The sequence below is a fragment of the Thermostichus sp. MS-CIW-15 genome, assembly GCF_054060575.1.
This window is the reverse complement of record NZ_JBSSDI010000008.1, coordinates 80,128-96,257: the sequence shown is the minus strand read 5'-3', so window position 1 is coordinate 96,257 and position 16,130 is coordinate 80,128. Positions and strand designations below refer to the sequence as shown.

At 60.6% G+C, this 16,130-nt stretch carries 17 protein-coding genes and 1 tRNA gene; 10 read left to right on the top strand and 8 right to left on the bottom strand.

The genetic code is table 11. From position 1 onward, the window contains the following. The 4 genes from ACVW0R_RS04770 to ACVW0R_RS04755 form a co-directional block, all read right to left on the bottom strand. A partial coding sequence (locus ACVW0R_RS04770) for a transposase (protein ID WP_457501733.1) occupies positions 1-143 on the bottom strand: 143 nt, incomplete at its 3' end. Between the two features lie 333 nt (positions 144-476). After that, on the bottom strand, positions 477-590 hold the full coding sequence (locus ACVW0R_RS04765) for a photosystem I reaction center subunit VIII (protein WP_011428960.1): 114 nt from the start codon (positions 588-590) through the stop codon (positions 477-479). 49 nt (positions 591-639) lie between these two features. After that, complete coding sequence (locus tag ACVW0R_RS04760; protein ID WP_099812636.1) at positions 640-1,110, bottom strand: photosystem I reaction center protein subunit XI; 471 nt, start codon at positions 1,108-1,110, stop codon at positions 640-642. Between the two features lie 369 nt (positions 1,111-1,479). Beyond that, the gene (locus ACVW0R_RS04755; RefSeq protein ID WP_099812637.1) at positions 1,480-2,133 is read right to left on the bottom strand and encodes a TMEM165/GDT1 family protein; all 654 of its coding nucleotides are present in this window, start codon (positions 2,131-2,133) and stop codon (positions 1,480-1,482) included. A gap of 108 nt (positions 2,134-2,241) precedes the next feature. Between ACVW0R_RS04755 and ACVW0R_RS04750 the strand changes: the two genes are divergently transcribed. After that, positions 2,242-2,314 (top strand) — tRNA-Ile (locus ACVW0R_RS04750). Positions 2,315-2,510: 196 nt separating this feature from the next. Here the strand turns inward: ACVW0R_RS04750 and ACVW0R_RS04745 are convergent. Continuing rightward, a complete protein-coding gene (locus ACVW0R_RS04745; protein ID WP_457501732.1) occupies positions 2,511-3,785 on the bottom strand; it encodes a D-alanyl-D-alanine carboxypeptidase in 1,275 nt (424 codons plus the stop codon). Between the two features lie 46 nt (positions 3,786-3,831). Beyond that, on the bottom strand, positions 3,832-4,212 hold the full coding sequence (locus ACVW0R_RS04740) for a hypothetical protein (RefSeq protein WP_011428956.1): 381 nt from the start codon (positions 4,210-4,212) through the stop codon (positions 3,832-3,834). Positions 4,213-4,538: 326 nt separating this feature from the next. Here ACVW0R_RS04740 and ACVW0R_RS04735 point away from each other — a divergent pair, with 326 nt between their 5' ends. Both ACVW0R_RS04735 and ACVW0R_RS04730 read left to right on the top strand, forming a co-directional pair. Continuing rightward, positions 4,539-4,985 (top strand): Fur family transcriptional regulator, encoded by a 447-nt coding sequence (locus tag ACVW0R_RS04735; protein ID WP_011428955.1) that lies wholly within the window; start codon positions 4,539-4,541, stop codon positions 4,983-4,985. Positions 4,986-5,165: 180 nt separating this feature from the next. Continuing rightward, positions 5,166-7,547: a M48 family metalloprotease gene (locus ACVW0R_RS04730; protein ID WP_457501731.1), complete on the top strand. Its 2,382-nt coding sequence runs from the start codon at positions 5,166-5,168 to the stop codon at positions 7,545-7,547. Between the two features lie 7 nt (positions 7,548-7,554). Here the strand turns inward: ACVW0R_RS04730 and ACVW0R_RS04725 are convergent, their stop codons facing one another. Beyond that, entirely contained in the window at positions 7,555-8,007 is a 453-nt protein-coding gene (locus tag ACVW0R_RS04725) for a phosphomannose isomerase type II C-terminal cupin domain (protein WP_457501730.1), read from the bottom strand. Positions 8,008-8,132: 125 nt separating this feature from the next. Between ACVW0R_RS04725 and ACVW0R_RS04720 the strand changes: the two genes are divergently transcribed. The 7 genes from ACVW0R_RS04720 (at position 8,133) to folK (ending at position 14,994) form a co-directional block, all read left to right on the top strand. Next, positions 8,133-8,498 carry a 2Fe-2S iron-sulfur cluster-binding protein gene (locus tag ACVW0R_RS04720; protein ID WP_011428952.1) on the top strand — a complete coding sequence of 122 codons (366 nt, stop codon included), beginning with the start codon at positions 8,133-8,135 and terminating at the stop codon, positions 8,496-8,498. Further along, complete coding sequence (locus tag ACVW0R_RS04715) at positions 8,491-9,789, top strand: O-antigen ligase family protein (protein WP_071813484.1); 1,299 nt, start codon at positions 8,491-8,493, stop codon at positions 9,787-9,789. Before ACVW0R_RS04720 ends, ACVW0R_RS04715 begins: the two co-directional genes overlap by 8 nt. Before the next feature lie 187 nt (positions 9,790-9,976). Further along, complete coding sequence (gene rlmD / locus ACVW0R_RS04710) at positions 9,977-11,371, top strand: 23S rRNA (uracil(1939)-C(5))-methyltransferase RlmD (RefSeq protein WP_457501729.1); 1,395 nt, start codon at positions 9,977-9,979, stop codon at positions 11,369-11,371. Positions 11,372-11,524: 153 nt separating this feature from the next. Next, positions 11,525-12,616 (top strand): redox-regulated ATPase YchF, encoded by a 1,092-nt coding sequence (gene ychF / locus ACVW0R_RS04705; RefSeq protein WP_099812641.1) that lies wholly within the window; start codon positions 11,525-11,527, stop codon positions 12,614-12,616. Positions 12,617-13,253: 637 nt separating this feature from the next. After that, the gene (gene folP / locus ACVW0R_RS04700; RefSeq protein WP_457501728.1) at positions 13,254-14,123 is read left to right on the top strand and encodes a dihydropteroate synthase; all 870 of its coding nucleotides are present in this window, start codon (positions 13,254-13,256) and stop codon (positions 14,121-14,123) included. Then, positions 14,110-14,481, top strand: a complete 372-nt coding sequence (folB, locus tag ACVW0R_RS04695; RefSeq protein ID WP_457501727.1) for a dihydroneopterin aldolase — start codon at positions 14,110-14,112, stop codon at positions 14,479-14,481. Before folP ends, folB begins: the two co-directional genes overlap by 14 nt. Positions 14,482-14,487: 6 nt before the next feature. Continuing rightward, positions 14,488-14,994 (top strand): 2-amino-4-hydroxy-6-hydroxymethyldihydropteridine diphosphokinase, encoded by a 507-nt coding sequence (gene folK / locus ACVW0R_RS04690; RefSeq protein WP_011428945.1) that lies wholly within the window; start codon positions 14,488-14,490, stop codon positions 14,992-14,994. Here the strand turns inward: folK and gap are convergent. Continuing rightward, complete coding sequence (gap, locus tag ACVW0R_RS04685; RefSeq protein WP_099884412.1) at positions 14,980-16,011, bottom strand: type I glyceraldehyde-3-phosphate dehydrogenase; 1,032 nt, start codon at positions 16,009-16,011, stop codon at positions 14,980-14,982. The genes folK and gap overlap by 15 nt on opposite strands. Between the last annotated feature and the right edge of the window lie 119 nt (positions 16,012-16,130).

The following is a 16,130-nucleotide window of genomic DNA, read 5'->3' as shown; positions in this document are numbered from 1 at the left end:
TGAGTTTGTTGGTACTGACGCACCCAGCGGTGTACTGTTCTTTTGGTCACCATGAAGCGTTTAGCTACCTGGCGGATGGAGGTGTTACCTGCCTGATAGGCTGCTACAACTCTTTGCCGCAAATCCAAAGAATGAGTTGGCATTCCTTTCTCTCCTTCCTCTTGAATACCTGTACCCTATTTTAAATTAAAAGGCTGTAAGGCTGGCCATCGACTTCTTCTTCTCGTTAAAAGTTGAAAGGGGGTTGCGCAAGCTGCCCTTTTCCTTGTTGGTATGGGATCAGCTCGCCGGATCCTGCTCCACTCTAAAGTCCTTTGGAAGTTCCCCTTTCCCAAAAGCAAGAAGACCCAACCTTGGTCGGGTACTGCCCCAGGCAAGACGGCAGCGCGTCCAGAAACAGCCGCTGTGCCAAAAAGGGAGGGATCCCTTGTCTAGCTAGGGATCCCTCTTCCGAAACCCACTGAGATGAGAACCAGTTAGTCGCGCTCAATGTACAAAAAGAGCACAGCCATGGTTACTGCCGGCAGCAGCCAACCGACAATGGGGACGAAAATCCAAGGAAGATAAGCAGCAGCGTAAGAACCGGTCATGATCTTGCTCCTCTCCAGTGCCTTGACAAGTTTGACAACTCAATTAACCTTAATTCACCAACCCTCGAAAGATGGCGTCGATCCCGGCAAAGTTCTCCAACAAGAAGTAGGCAGCAAACACGCCACCCATACCTCCCAAGAAAAATCCTGCTGTCAGATCCCCCCAGCCACGGGCCGTAGATAGAGGATTGGCGCCCGGCGTTTCCGGCTTGTTTCCAAAGGTAACGCTGCCATAGGCGGACATACAGGCGGTTCCCAGCAGCACAATCGCCATCGCCGTGACCAGCCCGCCCAAATTGGCTGCCTCAGGATAGTCGCGCAGCGGGCCCACCACGATTTCTGGCCCCACCAAAAAATAGCCATGCGCCAACCCAATCTCCAGCCCTCGCAACAGCGGCGATAGGCCAGGCCGGTTAATGGGGAGGTTGTTGATAAACAGACGGGTGAGAGGAGAGTCACTGATGGGCGTTGAAAGATGGCCCTCGCAGGGATCGTCGTTAAAGGTGCGAATGTAATCCATGTCCGAAGATCCTGGCTGGAATTTTGGGATTCATTCTACGGGGCCTCAGTTCTCCTCTCAGCAGCCGCTATCCGGATCGTTAAAAAAGTTCATGCTTGCTTAACAGAGATACAGACCCTCGCGCTTTGGTTCAACGACGCCGTGCCACCCCAGAAGATAGAATGCAACTGCGAGCCGCGCTACACAAAAGGATAGCTTGGTAGCCCCGTACTTTAGTACGCGGCGGAAAAGCCCTTGAGCAACTTTAGTTGCTTCTTTGTTATAGTTAGTACAGAGCTTCTCCAGGAAAACAACCTACTGCGGTGCAAAACCCGCGCGGCAATAACTAACCTGGAGGAACTTAAGTCCGAAGTAAGCAGAACTTTGAGGTTATGCCTCAAAGGACTGTCTAGGGGCGTCTTGACAGCGCCTTCGCGAGTCCATTTTGGGCTGCGTAAGAATCCCCTGGGTGGGAGTGTCAATTTTCCCTGGCAGGCCATCCTCGGTTCCTCCAGAGGGCTCACGCTTCCCTTGCCATTCTCGCCAGAGAACATAGCTCCCGATTGCCAGGAAGCCGAGGCCAGCCAACCATTCTAGCCAGGCTGCCGGGATCACCTGCCCCAGGGATCCCCCTAAGGCTACGCTGAGCAAACTGGCGGTCACCAGGGCGCTGGCAGAGCCGAAAAAGATCGCCCAGGGAGACTTGGACTGGGCGCTTATGAGCAAGGTGGCCAACTGAGTCTTATCGCCCATCTCCGCCACAAACACGGTTAAAAAGGTAACAAGCCAGAGCTGTAGCGGGGATCCCTCTGGCGGGTTGTTGACGGCGGAAGGCGCTTCAGGGGGGGACGGCACCGTCTGCGCTTCCAGGGCAGGAGACAGAGCCAGGTTCTGGCCGGTGGGTTGCCAGTCCACAGAGGCGGCTTCGTTCCAGGGGAGATAGTGCTGCCCAACGGCCCAAAAAACCAAACCGAGAACCAAGGATAAGGCAGTCAGCCCCAAGCCTAAAGCCAGTTGCCTCTGCCAGGAACGCGCTGATGCCATGGTCTCTGCTGTCCGCTAACCACCGACATGCAGCTTATCCTGTAGCGGGGCTCTTTTTCACCGGTTCTGGAAAGAACAAGGGCGCTAGAGTAAAAAGTAGAAGAAGAAGGGGCGTTGGCCGAGCGGTTTAGGCAGCAAACTCATAATTTGCCTTACACAGGTTCGATTCCTGTACGCCCCATCGCCGCAACCCTCTCCGGAGAAGGGCTGTAAACTACCCGACTCCGACTGCCCCCTCAATCCCCCCTATATCCCCCCGTACACGGGGGGACTGGGGGGCGCGGCTCCTGCGGCTTCTGGCTGAATTGAAACCGGCTTGCGAGGGTTTGCCATCCCCAGGCGCTTTGCTGCTGAGGCGACCCCTCCCAGGCAAACCGTCAAAGGCGAGGGCTCGACTCCCTGCGGGATCTCGTATCTAAGGGACGAGGCAGCCAGCGCTCGGGCAAGGCGGCGGGGGATCCCCAGCGGGACTGGAGCCGGCTGAGAAACTCTCCCTGCCAGGTGCGCAAGTCGGCCAAGTTGGCCCCGCCGTTCATGACGGCAAACCAGATATCGCCCCGCTCAGTTGGCAACACGCCCGCCAAGGTGCTGAGGCCGCTCAGGGTGCCCGACTTGGCGATCAAGATCCCCGGCAGAAGCCGCCGCTCCAGCACGCCCACATCCTGGCCGACGACGGCAAAGGCATCCGCCAGCGACAAGCCGCGCTCTTCCAGCAACGCCTGGGTTGCCCGCAACATGGCTACATTGGCCCGCGGGGAGATGCGGTTTTCCACCCCCAATCCCGAGCCGTTGATCAGGTGCAGCTCTTCTGCCGGGATCCCTGCTGCAGCGCGGGCTATTTGGGCAACCTGGGCCGCTCCTCCCACCGCCTCTGCCAGCATCTCGGCCATGGCATTGTTGCTGTAGAGGTTCATCAGCTTGAGCAGGTGAATGAGGGGAGGCGACTCATGCCTGAGCAAGACCTGGGCCTCCGAAGGGATCTGCTGGGCAACTCGCACCGACCCCAAAATCTCCACCTGCGGCCTGGGGGTGCCGGGGGGCAAGGTCTGGAATTGCGCCTGGGCTTCCGGGGGCCAGAGGCGGGCATCCAGCCCCTGGCGCAGCAGGGATCCCGAACGGGCCCCATCCCGGGAAAAGTTCATGTAGAAGCGGCCCACCACCACCAGATCCCCGCGCACCTGGCGGATCCCCTGGGCGTTGAGGGCGTTCCCCACCGCGAAGGCTTCCTCCCAGACAAAGAAGGGATCCTCCCCCCCCAGCACCCAGAGATCGCCCTGCAAAACTCCGTCCGTTCCCAGCGAACCGGTTGCCAAGTAGGTGGTCACAAAGCGGTGGTGCGGGCCAAACTGCTGCAGAGCAGCCAGGGTGGTGGCCACCTTGGTCAGGGAGGCCGCCGGCAAAGCCTTGGATCCCTGATGTTGCCCCAAAACCTCGTCGCCCCTCTGCAGCCAAACCCCCTGGGCCGTGGAAGCAAAGCCGCGGCCGCTCAACTGGGCCAGGTAGGTCTCCACCTGAGGTTGCAGGGATCCCTGCGCCGTCACCTGAGCTGAGCTCAGCAGAAGGAACGCCGCCGAGAGCGTCCCCCCCCAGATCGCAACCAGCCGCCAGCCCGGCCGCTGTCGTTGGCAATAGCGTTGCGGAGCACTTTTCACCCAAAATGCCCTCTAAAAACGCCAACCCACCCCCAGAGCGGAGCCCTCAGCTTGGCAACTCCCAGCCGCTTTCTTCTAGCGGCTCCACGTCGATGGTGCCGGGGGGCGTTTGCCGATAAAAATGGCCATCGGCAACAAACAGCGGCTCGCCACAACTGGGGCAAAAGAAGCGGCTGCCCTCGATGGCCTGAGACTCGGACCCACACACCGGGCAGCGATCCGTGGCGATCCAGCGGCGCGCCCACCAGCGAAAGGCCAGCAGCACCAGCACCGGCAGAGAGAGCAAGAACAGCAACAGAGCCACCAACCCGGCGACCAGCCACCCCAGCCCGACACGGGTCAGCAAAGCTGCCAAGGCCAGGGATCCCAGCCAGAAGCCCCAGCCGGTTAGAGAAATGGAATAGGTTTTGGGCTGCTCAAACCGCATCTTTGTTTTCCCTTCCCGTATTGACTACGCTTAGCAACGCCGCCGGGATGCCGCGGGCCTTTTCCCGAGTTATGTTAGCCCAGACTCACTCGAACTATAAGGCCACCTGGGCATACCCTGTAGGCTAGCTCATTTCCAATAGACGCGGGATCCGGTTTCCCGCACCCCTTCTTCTGCCGGCCCAGGCGCTGCCGTTGCTTCTCAAGAAGGCAACAGGATCCCTTTGGCAGCCGAAAGTCAGTGGCGCTATCTTAAATGAGGCTATTATCAATTACAGAACTTATTGACTGTTACGGCGACGTTGCCCAACAGCGGAGGGGGGCATCATGGTCTACACGGAAGAAGCCTTCAAAGCGGAGCTAAATGCCAAAGGCTGGCGAGCCACTCGGCAGCGGGAAATCATCCTCCAGACCTTTCAAAACTTGCCTGAGGGGACTCACCTGAGCGCCGAGGAGCTGCACAAAAAGCTGCGGGAAGAAGGCCACAACATCAGCCTTTCCACCATCTATCGCACCGTCAAGCTGATGGCGCGCATGGGCATTTTGCGCGAGCTGGAACTGACCGAAGGCCACAAGCATTACGAGATCAACCAGCCGGCCCCCCACCACCACCACCATTTGGTGTGCATCAAGACCAACAAGGTCATTGAGTTCAAAAACAACGCCATCCTGAATATCAGCCAGAAGGTGGCTGAAAAGTACGGCTTTAAAGTGCTGGATTGCCAGCTCACCATCATCGGCATCAGCCCGGAGGGACAGCGCTCGATCTTGTAGCCAAACAATTTCTGCAGCTCAGCTCCTGGATAAATGCTTGCCCTGGGCGTTCTGTACTGGGTTTGGGGGGAGATGGGGATCCCTTGGTAGAGAAAATGCCAGAATAGCCGCTGTAAAGTCGAAAGCCATTGGCAATTGAAGCAATAGCTCAGCTTACCCTACCCCCTCCGGGAGACGGCCATGAACGAGCAGGAATTGGCGCAGTGGCTAGAGCAAGCTCTGGCAGACCTGCGTCTGAGAGTTCAGGTGAAGGCCCAGCCCCTCCAAAGCAGTCCTGGGGATTACGCTTTGGTGATCATGATCAACCACCCTGCTCACGTTGCTCTCGACCATGAGAGGCTGACGGCCTGGTTCCAGAAGGCAATTCCCAGCCGCTATCCCCAAGTCAAGCGCTTGGCTCTCTACAGCCGCCCCATCGGCCAACAGCAGGCCAACTGGAAAACTCAGGTGAGGCTGGCTCCGGAAGCGGCGACGGGCAGGGGTGATCCCGCCGACAGTCCAGATCTCAGCCGCTATTGCTTTGTCCAAGACCGCCAGTTGCTCACCGCTGACCTGCCTCAACCCTCCAGCGTGGTGCGCCAGGCGGTCTTGGGTTTTCATAACCTCACCGCTGGGCAAAAGGAAGAAGTGCTGCCCCTGTTGCCCACCTTGTTCCGCAACCCCGGTGCTGTCTCGACGGCAATGCTGTCGGTGGATGCGGCCCTGTGGCTAGAGCCCTTGAAAAGCCTCAATCCCCACGAGCTGCGCCTGTTGAGCGTTTGGCTGAGCCGCTATTGCTTCAACCCCAGCCGCGCCTTGGCCGACTTGGATCCCGCCACCTCCAATCTCAGAACCGGTCAGACCCGACGCCGGTACCGCGCTCCTCAGACAGGGGTCTCGCTGGTTTTGGCCAGCTTTGCTGGCAACCTCACTCTGGCCGCCGGCGTGACCCTGAGCCTGTTGTTCGGCATGGTGTTTGTGTTGGCCCTGGCCGTTTTCGGCACCTTGGAAGGGGGGTTCTCTTTTGGCTCTTTTCTTTCCGCCGTTCTGCTCACCCTGGCCTTCAACGCCCTCATTTTCTTTTTGTCTCCCTGGTTGATGGACTGGATCCAGCACAGCCTCTACAGCACCCAGTGGGTGAGCTTGGCGGAAATTGGGCGTCGCAGCCCAGAGAGCGCGGAGGTGATCGCCCGCGTCTGTCGCCAGTACAAGCTGAAGCAGCCGAAGCTGGGCTTGATCCGCGACCAAAACCCTACTGCTTTTACCTATGGCAGCCTGCCGGATACGGCCCGCATCGTCGTCAGCGAAGGGTTGTTCACCTACTTGGAAGATGAGGAGGTGGCCACGGTCTATGCCCACGAGCTGGGGCATGTGATCCACTGGGATTTTGCTGTCATGACCCTGGCTTCCACGTTGGTGCAGATTCTCTACCTCCTCTACGTCTACCTGCGCGACACGCGCCGAGACCGCAGAGGGGGCAAAAACATAGGTTCCTTGGCTCTGGTCGCCTACTTTTTCTACGTGGCCGGCTCCTACTTGGTGCTGTACCTGTCGCGGGTGCGGGAGTACTTTGCCGATCACTTTGCCGCCGAAATCACCGGCAACCCCAATGCCCTCTCGCGGGCTCTGGTGAAAATAGCCTTTGGCATTGTGCAAGAAGGGGAGCGGCAACAGGATGAGGAAACCCGACAGCGCAGCGCTCGCCTGCTGGAAGGCACACGGGCCTTGGGGATCTACGATGCCAAGGCGGCGGTGATGGCGGGGACAGCCTACCGGGTGGCCGCGGATCCCAGCCAGGTGGGCAGGGTGTTTTTGTGGGATCTGTTTAACCCTTGGGCCGGGTGGATGGAGCTGAACTCCACCCATCCCCTCACCGGCAAGCGGGTGCGGGCGCTGGGCACCTATGCCGAACAACTGGATCTGCCGGTGGAGTTCGACATGGCCAGCGTGGTGGCCCAGGGCAAGCAGCTCAACCGCCAGCAGCTCTACGGCAATTTTCTTCTGGACGTGGTTTTGTTAAACGCCGAGTGGCTGGGGGCGATCTTGGGGATGGTGCTTGGGATCCCAGCTCTACAGGCAGGATCTTACGGCATGTTTGCCGGCCTGGTCCTGGCGGGAGCCAGCTTGGGCCTGCTGCTGAAGATGCCAGTGATGTACCCCAGCTTGGAGAACCCGCCGGCGTTGACGGTGTTGAAGGCGCTGAGCAACCCCTACACCAGCCCCTTGCGCGGCTTGCCGATGCAGCTAGAGGGGCGGGTGATCGGGCGGGGGGATGCGGGCTATCGCTTCGGCTCCGATCTCAAGTTCCAGGATGAGACGGGGATGATTTTCTTGCGCTATGTTTCTCGGTTTGGGCCGCTGGGCAACTTCCTGTTTGGGGCCAGCCGGGCAGGCAGGCTGGTGGGTCAAGAAGGGACGGTGGTGGGATGGTTCCGGCGGGGGATAGCTCCCTACTTGGATCTGTCCCGCTTCCAGAGCCGCTATGGCGAAGTGGTGACCAGCCATCCGGCCTTTGGACAGGCGGTGCAGGTGGCGCTGGGCTTGATGGCCGCCTTGCTGCTGATGACCGTTTTCCCCTTCTAGGACGGGCTCAGGATGAGGTCGACTGCCCGCTGTCGGCGCGGGCGTAGTCGTCGCTGAAGCGGATAATGTCGTCTTCGCCCAGGTACTGGCCGTTTTGCACTTCGATGATCACCAGGGGGATGACGCCGGGGTTTTCCAGGCGGTGCTTGGTGCAGGGGGGCACGTAGGTGGACTGGTTGGTGGTGATCAGCCGCTCTTCATCGCCGCAGGTCACTTTGGCGGTGCCGGCCACGACGATCCAGTGTTCGCTGCGGTGGTAGTGCATCTGCAGGCTGAGGCGATGCTTGGGCAGCACCACAATCCGCTTGATTTTGTAGCCAGGGCCCTCGTCCAGCACCGTAAAGCTGCCCCAGGGACGAGTTTCAGTATTGCTCTCGATGAGCTTGTGAAAAACTTCAGCCGAGAAGGTAGCTGGCAGTTTTTCCACTGAGGGCATGGGGGAATTGGGAGTTTCTAGCATAGGCTGCTCTCCTGGGGGCCCTGCCTTCAGCTTATCCTATGGAGCTGGGCAGTAGCCCAACTCCACTCAAATCTTGTGGGATCATGGAGAAGTCTCCTCATCGGGGGAAAAGGCCCTTCTTCTCCATGCATTCCTACCCGGTTCACATCCACGACCGCCAGAAAGACGCCCACTACTTCATCCAGGTGCCTGCCGACCAATACATCCTGGAGGCTGCCGAAGCCCAAGGGATCCAGCTTCCCTTTGCCTGTCGCAACGGCGCCTGCACCACCTGTGCGGTGCGGATCCGGCAGGGATCCCTCTACCAGCCGGAGGCAATGGGGATCTCGCGGGAGCTGAAGGAGCAGGGCTACGGGCTGCTGTGCGTGGGCTATGCCCGCTCCGAGCTGTGGGTGGAAACGCAAGATGAAGATGAGGTGTACGAGCTGCAGTTTGGCCGCTACTTTGGCCAGGGGCGGGTACGAGCGGGGATCCCCCTCGACGATGAGTAATTTTTCTGCCTCAGTTGCCTCTAAAGACCTGCCGCCGTCCCCCCGGCCTTGGCAGCTCCAGGGCTGGCTGTTGGGCTCGGCGGCGCTGATCCCGGTCAACCTGGCCCCTAGTCTGTTGCTGGCGGTGGTGGGGACGGTGCAAAGCTATGGCCGCTACTGGCAGCAAATCCGGCGGGATCCCGGCTTTTGGCTGGCGGGCCTGCTGAGCCTGGCGGTGGTGGTGACAGCGCTGCTGGGGGAGGACTGGCGGCTGAGCTTGCCGGGGATGTTCAACTACTGGCCTTTTCTCCTGATGCTGCCGGCCTTTGCTGCAGCGCTGAGGGATCCCCTCAGCCGCCGCTGCCTGGCGCAGGTGTTGGTGCTGGGCAGTGGCCTGATGCTGCTCTTGGGCTGGGGAGAAGTGCTGTGGGGGTGGCAGGGGCATCTCTTCTTGGGGCCGCTCTGGATTACGGGCGTGGCCGGTGGGGAGCGCCCGGCGGCAGCCTTCACCTCCCCCAATCTCCTGGCCATTTATCTTGTGATCCATCTGGGCTTGGCGGCGGGGCTGTGGGGGGCAACTCAATCTCACCCCACCAGAGCAGGGCTGGCGGCGCTGCTGGGGTTAGGATCCCTGCTGTTGCTGCTGACAGCCTCCCGCAACGGCTGGGGGGCAGGGGGGCTGGCGCTACTGATTGGGCTGGCCCTGCGGCGCTGCTGGTGGGGGCTCGCCTTCCTGGCCGGCTTGGGATTAGCCGGCTTGGCCGCTGCTTTGGACTGGCCCGGCTGGCGGGCGGTTGTCCCTTCCTTGATCTGGAGCCGGTTGGCAGACACCTTTGACCCCCAGGCCCCCTATTTCAGCTCGACGGCCAACCGCCTCGATGCCTGGCGCTTTGCCCTGCAGATGGTGTGGGAGCGGCCCCTGACCGGCTGGGGCTGGCAGAGCTTTCCTGCCCTCTACAATGCCCAGGATCCGCCAGAGCTGCTGGGCCACTGCCACAACTTGTACCTCCATCTGGCGGCAGAAGGCGGGATCCCTCTGCTGCTGGGCTACTTGGCCCTTTGGGGTTGGATCTTGGCGCGGGGCTGGCGAGCCTGGCGTTGCTCCCAAGACGAGATCCTCTTGGGAGTTTTACTGGCCTTGACGGCGTTTTTTGCTGCGGGGCTTTTGGATGTGGTGATCTTGGATGGCCGCCTTCACCTGTTGATCACCTTGCTCTTGGGCGCAGCTTGGGGGGCCAGCCTCGAGCTCCGCTGCAGCCAGGCAAAGAGGGTTCCGGCGGATCCCCAGGCACCCCGGTCAATGCCACAATAGAGTTCCTCCCTTGGGTTTTCTGGGATTACTCTGTTTCGGTTGCCGGATTTTCTTACGTATCGAGTTTAGCTTTGGATGGTCTCACCCGATTTCGATTGACCAAAACTTTGGCGGCGCAGGCCCCGCCCTGAGGACTCTGTCCCGCTTGCGCGAATAGGGCTGGGGAGAACGTCAACCACCTTTTTCCATGGAGCAGCCAATCCCTTCTCTGGCCCCTGATCCCATCAAGCCGGGGGATCTCCTATCCCTGGAGATCACCGACCTAACCCCTGAGGGCGATGGCATTGCCCATACGCTTGGCCACGGGCGGGGTCGGGTGGTGTTTGTCGCCCAAGCGGTGCCAGGGGATCGCGTGGTGGCTCAGATAACTGAGATCAAGCGCAACTATCTGGTCGGGCGAATTCGCTCCCTCATAGCTCCCTCGCCGCAGCGGGTGCGGCCAGCCTGCATTGTGGCGGACAAGTGCGGTGGCTGTCAGTGGCAGCACGTCAGCTACGCTCAGCAATTGGTTACCAAGCAGCAGATCCTCAGGGATGCGCTGGAACGAATTGGCGGTCTTACTCTGCCGGAGCCTGTCCCGATTTTGGGATCCCCGCAGCCGCTGCGCTACCGCAATAAGGTCACCTACCCCATTGCCAAAGCAGAGGGCCAGCCGCTGCGCATGGGCTACTACCGACGGGGCAGCCACCGCTTGGTAAACCTCAACCAGTGCCCTGTCCAGGACGAGCGACTGGATGTGTTCTTACGGGAAATTAAGCGGGATCTGCAGGAGGCCGGCTGGAGCGTCTACGACGAAAGCCGCCACCAGGGCCATCTGCGTCACTTGGGCTTGCGCATTGGTCGCCGCACCCGCGAGGTGCTCCTCACCTTGGTCAGTTGCAGCCGCGACCTGCCCCACCTAGAAAGGTGGGCCAAGCGCTGGATGCAGCGCTACCCCGACCTGGTGGGGGTTTGTCTCAACCTCAACCCGGCCCGCACCAACGTCATCTTTGGCCCGCAAACGGAGGTGATTGCCGGACGGGGATCCCTGCGGGAAGAACTGGCCGGTCTTTCCTTTTGGATTGATAGCACCTCCTTCTTCCAGGTCAACACAGAGCAGGCGGAGGCCTTTTTTACCTGGATAGTGGATCAGCTCCAGCTGCGCGGCGAGGAGATCGTCCTGGACGCCTACTGCGGCATCGGCACCCTAACCCTGCTCTTGGCCCGGCGGGCCAAACGGGCGATAGGGGTGGAAGTCCTGCCGGCGGCGGTGACCCAGGCCCGCTACAATGCCCAGTTCAACGGCATCCCCTCGGCCCAATTTTTCCAGGGCGCAGTGGAAACGGTTTTGCCAACTCTGCCTCCTGCCGATATTGTGGTGTTGGATCCGCCGCGGCGCGGCTGCGAGCGGCAGGTACTCGAGATCCTAAAGCAGCGACAACCCCAGCGCCTTGTCTACATTAGCTGTCACCCTGCCACCTTGGCGCGCGACCTGCAAATTCTCATGGCCGAGGGATCCTACCGCCTAACCCAATGGCGAGCGGCCGACTTCTTTCCCCAAACAGGCCATGTAGAGGGGGTGGCCTTTTTGGAGCGGGTCTGAGGGCAACTCCAAAAACCTTGCCCAGCTTGCCGCAGAGCCGCCCTCTTGGTAAACGCAGCAGCCAGAGGCGACAAATGCTAACGTCAAAATAGTGACCTTAAAGTTTCGCAACGGATCCCTTTCCATTACCCTAGTTTTTCTTCCGCGATCTCGATGCTCAGAGCTGGAATTGTTGGCCTGCCCAATGTGGGCAAATCGACCCTATTTAACGCCCTCTGCGAAAATGCCAAGGCCGAGGCGGCCAACTTCCCTTTTTGCACCATTGAGCCCAACATAGGACGGGTGGCAGTGCCGGATGAACGCCTGCAGGTGCTGGCCAAGATCAGCGGCTCGGCGGCAATCGTCCCCGCCCAGATTGAGTTTGTTGACATTGCTGGCCTGGTGGCCGGCGCCAGCAAAGGCGAGGGGCTGGGCAACCAATTTCTCTCCCACATCCGCCAGGTGGACGCCATCGTACATGTGGTGCGCTGCTTCAAAGATGAGAACATCGTGCATGTGGCCGGCTCCGTGGATCCGGTGCGAGACATGGGCGTGATTAACCTGGAGCTGGCCCTGGCGGATCTGGCCCAGATCGAGCGGCGCTTAGAACGGGTGCGCAAACAGGCCAAGTCCGACAAAACGGCTCAAGTAGAGCTGCAGGCCCTGGAGAAGCTGCAGGCCGCTTTGGACGAGGGCAAGCCGGCCCGCCTGGTGCCCCTCAGCCCAGAAGAGGAGGCCTCCATCAAAGGGCTAGGGCTGCTCACCCGCAAGAAGGTGATCTATGCCGCCAACGTAGCGGAAACGGAGCTGGCCACTGGCAACGCGTGGGTGGAGCAGGTGCGGCAAGTGGCCCAGGCAGAAGGGGCGCGTGTGGTGGTGGTCTCAGCCCAGGTGGAGGCGGAATTGGTGGAGCTGCCGCCTGCAGAGCGACAGGCTTATCTAGACTCGCTGGGGGTGAAAGAAGGGGGGCTGAAATCTTTGATCCGCGCCACCTACGAGCTGCTGGGCCTGCGCACCTACTTTACTTCCGGCCCCAAAGAAACCCGCGCCTGGACAATCCCTGCCGGTGCCACTGCTCCTCAGGCAGCGGGGGTTATTCACTCGGATTTTGAGCGGGGCTTTATCCGGGCGGAAACGATAGCATATGAGGACCTAGTGGCAGCGGGATCCCTGAGTGCCGCCCGAGAGAAGGGCCTAGTGCGCAGCGAGGGCAAAGACTACGTGGTTCAGGAAGGAGATGTGATGCTCTTCCGTTTCCATGTCTAGGACTCCCTAGCCTATTCAGCCAAGCCGTGGTTTCTCAGCAGTGCCTCTAGGCAAAACGACTTATCTAGCCAGGGATCCCTGCTTCCAAGGGGTCTGCTTGACGCAACCGTTTTCCTGAGAAAACTGTTGACGCTGTAACGAAACATCACAATAATTGGACTAGATAAACAAGTACTTTAAGGGATGTATTGATGGATCTGCTGCAATACGGGCCGATGGCCTGGGTTTACCTAGCAATTTTTGCCTCCATCATCTGGTGCATCTGGGGTCGTTCGGAAGACGACATCATGTTTTAGCTCAAGCGGGAGGGGTTCCTCTGCGAGCTAAGGCTACTCCTTGGCCTTAGGCTGGCAGGGGATCCCTCCTAGGTATGGCTTTTTGCCGACCTCAGGTGACGTTTCCCCTCACTCACTCAACCAACTGAGGGTCATACCAAGGCAGATACACAACCGCGGCCCGCGCCACGCAGCCACTCCTCCCCTTCACGGGAGACACCTAGCAATACCCCAAAACAAACGGAGCGAGGGATCTGTATAGATTACTGCCCCCTGCGCTTCCCTACTTCTAGAATTCAGCTAGGCACGCGCTGGTCCTATCTGGGGCGGCTGCTCTGACAGCGAATTAGCTTGCAGGAGTTATGGGCGTTACCAGCTTGCTCTCTCGCCGTCCCCTGCCTGGGGCAGAACAAACACCGGAGGGGTACTGCCTTTCCTGGCGGGGTGTGGCGGTGATGGGGGTACTCAATGTAACCCCCGACAGCTTTAGCGACGGCGGCCAGTGGGGATCCGTGGAAGCTGCCGTGCAGGCAGCCAGAGCCATGGCAGCGGCGGGGGCCTTGATTGTGGATATCGGCGGCGAGTCCACCCGTCCGGGGGCAGAGCCGGTACCGGTGGAGGTGGAATGCGACCGGGTTTTGCCCGTGATTCGGGCTCTAGAGGGATCCGGCATTCTCATCAGCGTCGATACACGGCGAACAGAGGTGGCTGCTGCTGCTCTGGCAGCGGGGGCACACATCATCAACGATGTCACCGGGCTGCGGGATCCACAGATGATGCAGGTGTGTGCCGAGAAGGGGGTGCCAGCGGTCATCATGCACATGCGGGGAGAGCCGCGCACCATGCAGCAGCTCACCGACTACGACGACCTTGAGGGAGAAGTTTTTGGTTTTCTCAAGGACCAAGCGGAGCGGGCTCTGGCAGCCGGTGTGCCCAGTGTCATTTTGGATCCTGGCCTGGGCTTTGCCAAAACCGCCGAGCAGAACATTGCCCTCCTCAGAGCCCTGCCGCGGCTAGTGGCCTATGGCTACCCCGTTTTGGTGGGAGCCTCGCGCAAAAGTTTTGTCGGCCAGCTTGCCGGCATTGCTGTGCCCAAAGAGCGGGATAGCGCCAGCGTAGCCGTGCACCTCTTTGCCGCCAGCCGGGGCGCTACCCTGGTGCGGGCGCACAACGTCCCTGCTCATGTCTCCGCTCTAGCGGCTTGGGAAGGGCTGCACTGTGGGCCAAACTAGGCTGGTGCTGCGGGGTCTTAGCTTCCATGCCCACCACGGCTATCGTCCTGAGGAGGCCGTGTTGGGAGGGCGCTTTGTGGTGGATGTGGAGCTGCAGCTTGCCTTGGTTCCCCAAGAGGATGACTTGGCCCACACCGTGGACTACGCCCAGGTGTACGAGGCGGTGCGGGAAGAGGTGACCCAGCAGCGCTACCGGTTGATTGAGACGTTGGCAGACCGGATTGCCGAGCGGCTGTGGCAGAGCTATCCCCAGGTGGAAGCCCTGACGGTGCGGGTGCACAAGCCACAGGCCCCCCTGCCCGGTTTGTTCGACGATGTCTACGTGGAGATTGTCCGCCACCGTTCTCCCAATAGCTAACCCTCGATGCAGCCCGACCTAGCCTACATTGCCCTGGGCAGCAACCTAGGGGATCCGCTGCAGCAATTGCGCTCGGCTGGGCAGAAGTTGCTCAGGTTGGGCCAGGTGGTGGCTCGCTCCAGCCTCTACCGCAGCCCCGCCCAAGGGGGGCCACCCGGCCAGCCCGACTACCTCAATGCTGTGGTGGCGTTGGATCCCTTTCCCCCTTACCAATCGCCCCTGGAGTTGCTGAGGGCGCTGCTGGCCATCGAGCAGGAGGCAGGGCGAGTGCGGCGCATCCGCTGGGAGGCCAGGACCCTGGACTTGGATCTGCTGGCAATGGGCAACCGGATCCTGAAGAGCCCTGAGCTAACCCTGCCCCACCCTCGCATGATGGAGCGCCCTTTTGTCCTGGCCCCGCTGTGCGAGATTGCTCCCCATTGGCGCCACCCCGAAACCGGCATAGCCGCAGCTGAGGCGCTGGCTGCCCTGGATAGCTCCTGGCTGGAGCGCACTGACCTAGGCTGGGATTGAGCTCTTTAGCGCAGCCGCCATTTTCGCCGCCAGATCCACCAGCCGCGAGGCATAGCCGTACTCGTTGTCGTACCAGGAGAGCACCTTCACCGTGCGATCCCCCAGCGTCATCGTCGACTCCAGATCCACAATCGAAGAATGGGGATCGCCGATGATATCGGCCGAGACAATGTGCGGCGGGGCAATGGCCAGGATACCGCGCATCGGCCCTTCTGCTGCCTCCACAAAGGCTTGGTTGACCGCCTCTTTGGTGATAGGCTGCTCGGTGCGCACGACAAAGTCCACAATCGAGCCGGTTAGGGTGGGCACCCGCAGCGCCAGGCCGTCCATCTTCCCTTTCAGGGCAGGCAAAACCTCGGCAACTGCCGTGGCTGCCCCAGTGGTGGAAGGCACAATCGACACCGCCGCCGAGCGGCCCCGGCGATAGTCCTTGGGATCCGGGCGATCCACAATGGCCTGGGTGGCGGTGTAAGCGTGGCAGGTGGTGAGAAAGCCCGTCTCGATGCCGAAGCGATCCAGCAAGACCTTGGCCAGCGGCGCCAGACAGTTGGTGGTACAGGAGGCGTTGGAGACGATATGGTGCCGCTCTGGGTCGTACTGGTCGTCGTTAACCCCCATCACCACCGTCAGGTCGGCGCCTTTGGCAGGGGCGGAGATGATCACTTTCTTGGCGCCGGCTTCTAGGTGTTTGGCCGCCCCCTCCCGCTTGGTAAACAGGCCGGTGGACTCTATCACCAGGTCAACCCCGAGGTCTTTCCAGGGCAGTTGCGCCGGATCCCGTTCTGCCAGAACCCGGATCTTGTGGCTGCCGACTTGCAGGTGGCCATCCACAACGCTCACCGTCTGGGGCAGGCGCCCGTAGGCGGAGTCAAATTGCAGCAAGTAGGCCAAGTTCTCCGGCTCGGTGAGATCATTAACCGCCACCACCTCCAGCCCTCGCCCCGGCTGGGAGAGCAGCGCCCGCAAAAACGACCGGCCAATGCGGCCAAATCCGTTGATGGCTACCCGTGTGGTCATGGCAATCCTCCGGTATCAGTTCATGGTCATGGGTCGAGGGCTGCGGCGCAGGAGACGCCAACCCCTTAGGGATAGGTTAGAAGAAGAACGGGATCCGCCTTGCCTTTGCACTTCAGATC

Excerpts from the sequence above, each read along its gene's own strand:
- ACVW0R_RS04765 (WP_011428960.1), bottom strand. The coding sequence starts at position 590 with ATGACCGGTTCTTACGCTGCTGCTTATCTTCCTTGGATTTTCGTCCCC.
- ACVW0R_RS04760 (WP_099812636.1), bottom strand. The coding sequence starts at position 1,110 with ATGGATTACATTCGCACCTTTAACGACGATCCCTGCGAGGGCCATCTT.
- ACVW0R_RS04755 (WP_099812637.1), bottom strand. The coding sequence starts at position 2,133 with ATGGCATCAGCGCGTTCCTGGCAGAGGCAACTGGCTTTAGGCTTGGGG.
- ACVW0R_RS04740 (WP_011428956.1), bottom strand. The coding sequence starts at position 4,212 with ATGCGGTTTGAGCAGCCCAAAACCTATTCCATTTCTCTAACCGGCTGG.
- ACVW0R_RS04735 (WP_011428955.1), top strand. The coding sequence starts at position 4,539 with ATGGTCTACACGGAAGAAGCCTTCAAAGCGGAGCTAAATGCCAAAGGC.
- ACVW0R_RS04730 (WP_457501731.1), top strand. The coding sequence starts at position 5,166 with ATGAACGAGCAGGAATTGGCGCAGTGGCTAGAGCAAGCTCTGGCAGAC.
- ACVW0R_RS04725 (WP_457501730.1), bottom strand. The coding sequence starts at position 8,007 with ATGCTAGAAACTCCCAATTCCCCCATGCCCTCAGTGGAAAAACTGCCA.
- ACVW0R_RS04720 (WP_011428952.1), top strand. The coding sequence starts at position 8,133 with ATGCATTCCTACCCGGTTCACATCCACGACCGCCAGAAAGACGCCCAC.
- ACVW0R_RS04715 (WP_071813484.1), top strand. The coding sequence starts at position 8,491 with ATGAGTAATTTTTCTGCCTCAGTTGCCTCTAAAGACCTGCCGCCGTCC.
- rlmD (WP_457501729.1), top strand. The coding sequence starts at position 9,977 with ATGGAGCAGCCAATCCCTTCTCTGGCCCCTGATCCCATCAAGCCGGGG.
- ychF (WP_099812641.1), top strand. The coding sequence starts at position 11,525 with ATGCTCAGAGCTGGAATTGTTGGCCTGCCCAATGTGGGCAAATCGACC.
- folP (WP_457501728.1), top strand. The coding sequence starts at position 13,254 with ATGGGCGTTACCAGCTTGCTCTCTCGCCGTCCCCTGCCTGGGGCAGAA.
- folK (WP_011428945.1), top strand. The coding sequence starts at position 14,488 with ATGCAGCCCGACCTAGCCTACATTGCCCTGGGCAGCAACCTAGGGGAT.
- gap (WP_099884412.1), bottom strand. The coding sequence starts at position 16,011 with ATGACCACACGGGTAGCCATCAACGGATTTGGCCGCATTGGCCGGTCG.